The sequence below is a fragment of the uncultured Sulfuricurvum sp. genome (assembly GCF_937936435.1).
Lineage (GTDB): Bacteria > Campylobacterota > Campylobacteria > Campylobacterales > Sulfurimonadaceae > Sulfuricurvum.
The window spans coordinates 1-6597 of record NZ_CALDDG010000013.1; the positions used below are offsets into that span (position 1 = coordinate 1).

The 6597-nt window shown below is 44.9% G+C and carries 4 protein-coding genes and 1 pseudogene; 1 reads left to right on the top strand and 4 read right to left on the bottom strand.

What is annotated here, in order from left to right:
• On the bottom strand, positions 1-791 hold a 791-nt coding region (locus Q0389_RS01845), incomplete at its 3' end, for an FAD/NAD(P)-binding oxidoreductase (RefSeq protein ID WP_298691047.1).
• Positions 792-928: 137 nt separating this feature from the next.
• Entirely contained in the window at positions 929-3532 is a 2604-nt protein-coding gene (pepN, locus tag Q0389_RS01850) for an aminopeptidase N (protein ID WP_298691048.1), read from the bottom strand.
• A gap of 81 nt (positions 3533-3613) precedes the next feature.
• Between pepN and Q0389_RS01855 the strand changes: the two genes are divergently transcribed.
• Positions 3614-4807 carry a hypothetical protein gene (locus Q0389_RS01855; protein ID WP_298691050.1) on the top strand — a complete coding sequence of 398 codons (1194 nt, stop codon included), beginning with the start codon at positions 3614-3616 and terminating at the stop codon, positions 4805-4807.
• On the opposite strand, the gene Q0389_RS01860 is transcribed toward Q0389_RS01855, so the two are convergent.
• Together Q0389_RS01860 and Q0389_RS01865 are read right to left on the bottom strand one after the other, a co-directional pair.
• A complete protein-coding gene (locus Q0389_RS01860) occupies positions 4797-5906 on the bottom strand; it encodes a methyl-accepting chemotaxis protein (RefSeq protein ID WP_298691052.1) in 1110 nt (369 codons plus the stop codon). The genes Q0389_RS01855 and Q0389_RS01860 overlap by 11 nt on opposite strands.
• An 8-nt stretch (positions 5907-5914) precedes the next feature.
• Positions 5915-6299: pseudogene (locus Q0389_RS01865) on the bottom strand (PAS domain-containing protein).
• Between the last annotated feature and the right edge of the window lie 298 nt (positions 6300-6597).

Below are 6597 nucleotides of genomic sequence, written 5' to 3' on the forward strand. Positions count from 1 at the left end.
CCCTTTTCGACTTTGTTGGTGTGTGCGCCGATAACATATTCAACACCGCGTTCTGCAAACAAAGACTCGGCAAAAATACGTGAACTGACAACGTATCCGCCCACTTTCATATGCAACCCGCCCATTCCGAAATCACCGAGGAATGATTCATTCGAAATCCATTTGATATCGGCCATATCGCGAAGACCCGCTTTGCGAAGTTCGTGTTCGATATTGAAAATATATTCAAATGCCGCACCTTGGCACGTACACATACCGTGACCTGTACCGACGAGGAATTTTTGACGCTCCCCTTTGCGCATTTTATCCATACATTTTTTGAATTCATGTGCCGCATGATCCGCGTGGTCTGCCGTACATACCGATACGGTATGTTCACCCAATTGCGAACCTTCGCCCAGACCCGGAGTCGCACCGAAGTTGAGTTTAGGACCGGTTGCATTGATCAAATAATCGAAGGTCACCTCTTCGCTTTGTCCCGCTTTTCCTTGTCCTGTAAATTCGATAGTTACGAAAGGTTTTGAGTTGCTTGCGCTCCCCTCAGGATTGATACTGACCGCTTTTGCCTGCTTGTAAGTGATACCTGCTTTTTCATAAACAGGGGCAAGATCAAACGTTACCTCTTCTTTCGTCATTTCGCCGACGCCGACCCAAATGTTCGATGGAATCCAGTTCCATTTTGAGTTTGGGGTTACTACGACAACCTCATGTTCTTTACCGAGCCAATCTGCTGCAAACGTTGCCGCAGTATGTCCGGCGACACCGCCGCCGAGGACAACTAATCTCGCCATATTCTCTCCTTCAATGAATTCTATAAAAGCTGATTATATTACTATAACATCACAATTGTATCACATCCTTAAAACAAACATGGTAATTTAGACTAAATATTTCATAAAAGCGAACAATGTTACCTTTTTTCTCAGCCTCATTTTGCGTCTAAAATTTTAGAGACGATTTCAAACACATTATTTGAGATATTTTGGTGATTTTTAATCCGTTCGAGCTCACATCCCATCTGAGCTTTTTGTTCATGGGAAAGTTTCGGATAGTTTTTAAACGCTCCCGCAAGCCCTGATGCAATTTGAGGATTAATGGCGTCTATCTCTATCACCTTATCGGCGACGAATCGGAATCCTGCACCGCTTTTGTGATAAAACGCAACCGGATTGCGTGCAAAACTTCCGATCAATGAGCGGACAAGATTCGGGACTTTGACATCATAGGCAGTATCATTTTGCAATGCAATAACGCGTTCCAGCGTCCCCTCTCTGCGCGATGAAGCGCAAACAGCGAAATATTTGTTCATAACCAATGTCTGGTCTTTATAGCGATGATAAAAATCTTCCAGCGCCGCAGACGCATTTTGCGATGCATAGTTTTCCAGCAAATCAAGCGCGGCAAGCCGTTCCGTCATTGAGACCGATTCTTCATAATGGCGTACGCATATTTGTGAACCAAAATCTTCTCCCAAACTCATCAGTATTCCCAATAAACGGTTTTTTAACGCTCGTTTACCCATACTGATGCCGTCGATCGAACTGTTAGAAGGCTCGTATAATCTGCTGATTCCTTCTATCAATAGATCGGAATAAACTTCTGCCAATGTTTTTTTCAGCCTCTCTTGCGCATCGAAGATAGCTTGAACGTCGATCACTTTTTGACGCTGCATCAGTGTCGTGATGGTCGGAAGTTCCAAAAGCTGCGCTTTGAACATCGGATCGATGGTTTCATCCAAAAGAATAGCACCGTAACTTTTTACATACCCCTCATCGATGTGACCTGTACTCATGATCGATTCGAGCGTTTCGATACCGAAACGGTGCGCCGCTTCATAGCGTACAAAACCGTCTCGTTCATGCGCCATTAAAAACGGGTAATCGATCTCATCACATTCTATAATGACGGGTGCACTGAAACCGCGATTGAGCGAAAGTTTAGGCTGCATAGGAATATCTTTGAACGTCATCACGTTTTCGTATTCGCTTAACCACAAAACGTCGTTGTGCAATACCAAAACATCCTGAGTGACGAGCGGATATTCACTTCCCTCAGGTGAAATCAACGCCATTCGAAACGGCATCGCATACGGAAGCTGTTCTTCGTCACGGGTATTTTTAGGGAGCTTTTGGACTATCTTCATCACCAATTCTGCTTTCTGATGCGAGTACTCGGTCGTAATCTGCAACACCGGTGTCCGTTCCTGAGAATACCACCGTTTGAACTGCGTCAAATCGACCGGGCTCTCCGACTCCATCGCCCATAAAAAATCATCCGTTCCGACGGCCGAACCGTCAAACGTGTCGAAATAGAGATCAGTCGCCCGTCTAAACCGTTCACGCCCCAGCACCGTATACATCATACGGATCACTTCCGCCCCTTTTTCATAGACGGTTGCCGTATAAAAGTTATTGATTTCCATGTAGCTTTGCGGTTTGATCGGATGAGCCGTCGGTCCCGCATCTTCGACAAACTGACGTTCGCGCAAAGCTCGTACGTCATCGAGTCTTTGAGTTCGTTCCGAGTTCATATCCGCACTGAAACACTGATCCCGAAAAACGGTCAACCCCTCTTTCAGCGTTAGTTCAAACCAATTTCGGCACGTGATACGGTTTCCCGTCCAGTTATGAAAATATTCGTGCGCGATAACGCTTTCGATACCCATAAAATCGCTATCGGTCGCCGTATCTTCATCAGCCAGAACATAGTGAGAATTAAAAATATTGAGCCCTTTGTTTTCCATTGCCCCCATATTAAAACTATCTACCGCCACAATGTTATAGACTTCTAGATCGTACTCTCGCCCATAGGTGATTTCATCCCATTCCATCGATTTTTTGAGCGAGCGCATCGCATGAAAGCATTTACTCTCGTTTCCCGGATCGCAATAAATCGCCAAATCGATTTTTTTGCCGCTTAACGTGGTGTACGTATCACGAATCGATCCCAAATCCCCGGCCACTAGAGCGAACAGATAACACGGTTTCGGGATAGGGTCTTCCCATAGGGCCAGATGTTTGCCGTTATCCAATGTCGCGGTTCCGCGGAGATTCCCGTTACTCAGAATCACGGGACAGCGCTCTTTATTGGCAATAATCTTGGTCGTAAACAGACACATGACATCGGGACGATCGATAAAATAGGTGATTCGACGGAATCCTTCCGGTTCGTTTTGAGTACACCAGATGCCGCCGGAACGGTATAATCCTTCCAACGCCGTATTTTGATCCGGATAAATACGGTTGATGATCCGGATACGGGCGCTATCGCTATCCAGCGGAATAATCAACGCGTCATCCGTTTTTGTAACCATCTCTTCGCTGTAGAGCACATCATCGACCCAAAGCAATTCAAGGTCGAGCATCTCGCCGTCCAGCCGTAACTCTTTTGCCTCTGAATCACACCGTACGATTTCCATGACGTTCTCTACGCGGGTGGAGCTCTCCTCGATAATGAATTCCAAAGTACAACTCTTGACCGTAAACGCGGGAGGGGCATAATCTTTATAAAAAATGGTAATCGGCTCTTTCATTTTTTCATCTCTTTTAAACTATTGATTTTTGAAATAATACTCAAATTACGCTACACTTAATAATCCAAACACAAAGTCACATTGATGCACAACGACCTCTATCTTGCCCGCCAACCGATTTTAGACCGTTCTGAACATATTATCGGGTATGAGTTTTTTTACCGTGACACCTATGGCGAGTGTACGATTGACGACCCTAGGCATGCTACGGCTTCGGTGTTAGTCAACCTCTTAAACCAAATAGGTTCGGACTCAGCATTTGGGGAAAGCTACGCGTTCATCAACACCGACGGCCCGCTGCTCCTGACCGATATCCTCCGCACTCTCCCCAAAGAAAAATTTGTTTTCGAGATATCCGCATCGGCAAAAGTTAATGCCAGAATTCATGAAGCCATACGCTATTACCACTCACTGGGTTACCGTTTTGCACTGGATAATGCATCTTTCAATCCACATTACATCGAGGCATTCGGACCGATTTTTCCTTTTATCGAATTTGCGAAGTTTGACGTTACCCAAACCGATATTGAACAATTTGCTCTTGCACCCAATCCTTATGGCCGAATGCGCTTGATTGCCCAAAAAGTCGAATTTTACGAAATGGTGGAAGAGTATGAGAAAATCGGTTTTGAATTTTTTCAGGGATTTTATTTCGCCCATGCCCACCTAATCACCAAACGGCGTATCGATCCTCAATATACCGATGTCATCGCCCTTTTTTCACTGCTGCAAAACGATGCACCTATCGAAGAGGTATGCGATTCGTTCAAAGAGCAGACCATTTTGTCGCTTCAGCTGATTCAGTTCCTCCGTTCAGTCTATCCGGAACATATCGAAGGGGCCTTATCCATACGGGAGATGCTGGAACGTTTCGGCAAAAATGCGCTCATGCAATGGCTCATGCTGATTATCTATTCAAAGTCGGGGACCAAAGCGATCGACGAACAAAACCCTCATGCGGTTTTCGCACAAAATCGTATCAAAAGGATGGATACTTTGCTCCGCAAAGTGCTCCCCGAAGCGAGCGAACAGCAATCGCAGCAAATCTATATGATCGCGACCCTTTCATTGCTTGAAGGGCTTATGAACGTTCCCTTGGAGAGCTTGTTGCAAACGCTGCACCCCTCTCCTGAAATCGAAGACGCCCTTATCGCCCATAGCGGAATGTTAGGACGGATTTATGCCGCGACATTGAATTTGGAAAAGGGGAATATAAACGGAGCCGCTATATTATTGAAATCCTACGGGATTACTCCCGAAGATATCAGCTCATAGCATTCATTGACGTCAGTAGTTCATCCATTTTTTGGTCGACGGTGCCGATATAATGGGTCAAATCCATCATTTCATCCATATTTTGGTTCAACGATTCGCTGTTATCGCTGATTGCCTGAATCAAGACATTGATCGTTGCCGATATTTCGGAAAGACTTTTTTGTGTCCGCTCCGCCAATTTACGCACTTCATCCGCGACGACGGCAAATCCACGACCGTGTTCTCCTGCTCGCGCCGCCTCGATAGCGGCATTGAGCGCCAATAGATTGGTTTGATCGGCGATATCGCCGATTGTCACCAAAATCTCTTTGGTTTCGCGTGCATTGCCGGCCAATGACTGAAGGTTACCTGAGAGTTCATGCTCTTTTCCGGCAACGGTTGCGATGCGGTCAACGGTGGTATTGATCATGTTGTTCAATTCGACAAATTTTGTCGAACGAAGTTCTTCGATAGTTGCCTTGAGTTGCTGAGTATTATTATCCAATACCAGCTTAGCCTCGTTATTCTGTGCTTCCATCGACTGCAATGCGGCACCGAGTTCATTGATCTTTGTAAGCGTCAAGCCCATCTTTCCTTCGACCTTGACATCGGCACGGGTCGAAAATTTTCCTTCGCTTAACGCTTCCAATACGTGGATAGCACAATCCAGACTCGATTCCGTACTGTCAAGCATCGAATTCATCGTTTTACGCAATAAATGAACATGCGGGGTGATCGAATCGCTTGTAATACGACAGGCATAATGCCCTTGACGCACTTTGTCCGCCAGCAATACCATCTCTCCGGCGACTTTGGTGTCCTGCAATAATATCTCTTCATGCGCTTTTGCCAGGGTATTGAGTTTTTCCTCAATACTTCCCGACTTTGCATCCAATAAAGATAATCGGTTACGTTTAAATTGGATCAGATGCAAGAAATCATCCAATTGTTTACCCATCTGCCCGTCATCGGTATTGGACATACCGATCAATCCTATAGATACAGCCGAAAGAACGACAAGCGCTCCGACTAATATTCCGACACTTTGGGCAAGTATGCCGATAAGAATACCGACCGCCCCCAAAACGATGATTACAGTTATTTTAATTGTATTGTTCATGCCTGATCCTATACCATCGTTTTATATAAACGTTCGGCTTCGGCAATCTCTTCAGACGAAGCTTTACGGCGACACGACATATAACCGATCTCATTATTTCCGTAACATATTCGGAAAAACCATCGCATAAACCCAATAAAAACCACCGTTCTTTGTGGCGTTTTTTACATACCCCGTCCATATTTTTCCGCTTTTTACCGTATCCCATAAATCTTTGAACGCCGCTTTAGGCATATCGGGATGGCGGACAATATTATGCTGTTTGCCGACTAACTCTTCTAACGTGTAGCCGGCAATTTTGCAGAAATCTTCATTGGCAAAAAGGATTTTTCCCTTTTCGTCCGTCTGCGATACCAAGAAATCGGTATCTTTCAGTATTTGCTCACTCCCCATCTCTATGCATCCTAATTGTGATTAATTTATTATATTGCATAAAACGTGCGAATGACTCCAATTAAGACAATTCCATCCTGATTATAATAAAATTATAATTATTTTTGTGTCAAAAAGTGACACAAAAAGTTTACATTAAACCGTTAAGCATAAGGTATCGATACATCGGTTGCAGCACATAAAGGTCGAATGCCCACCATAACCATCTCGGTTTTGCCGGATCAACCGCGGATGCTGCAGCTAATCCGCCATAATTCAACTCCGCCATAATAATCTCGCCACACGAGACTTTCAACGG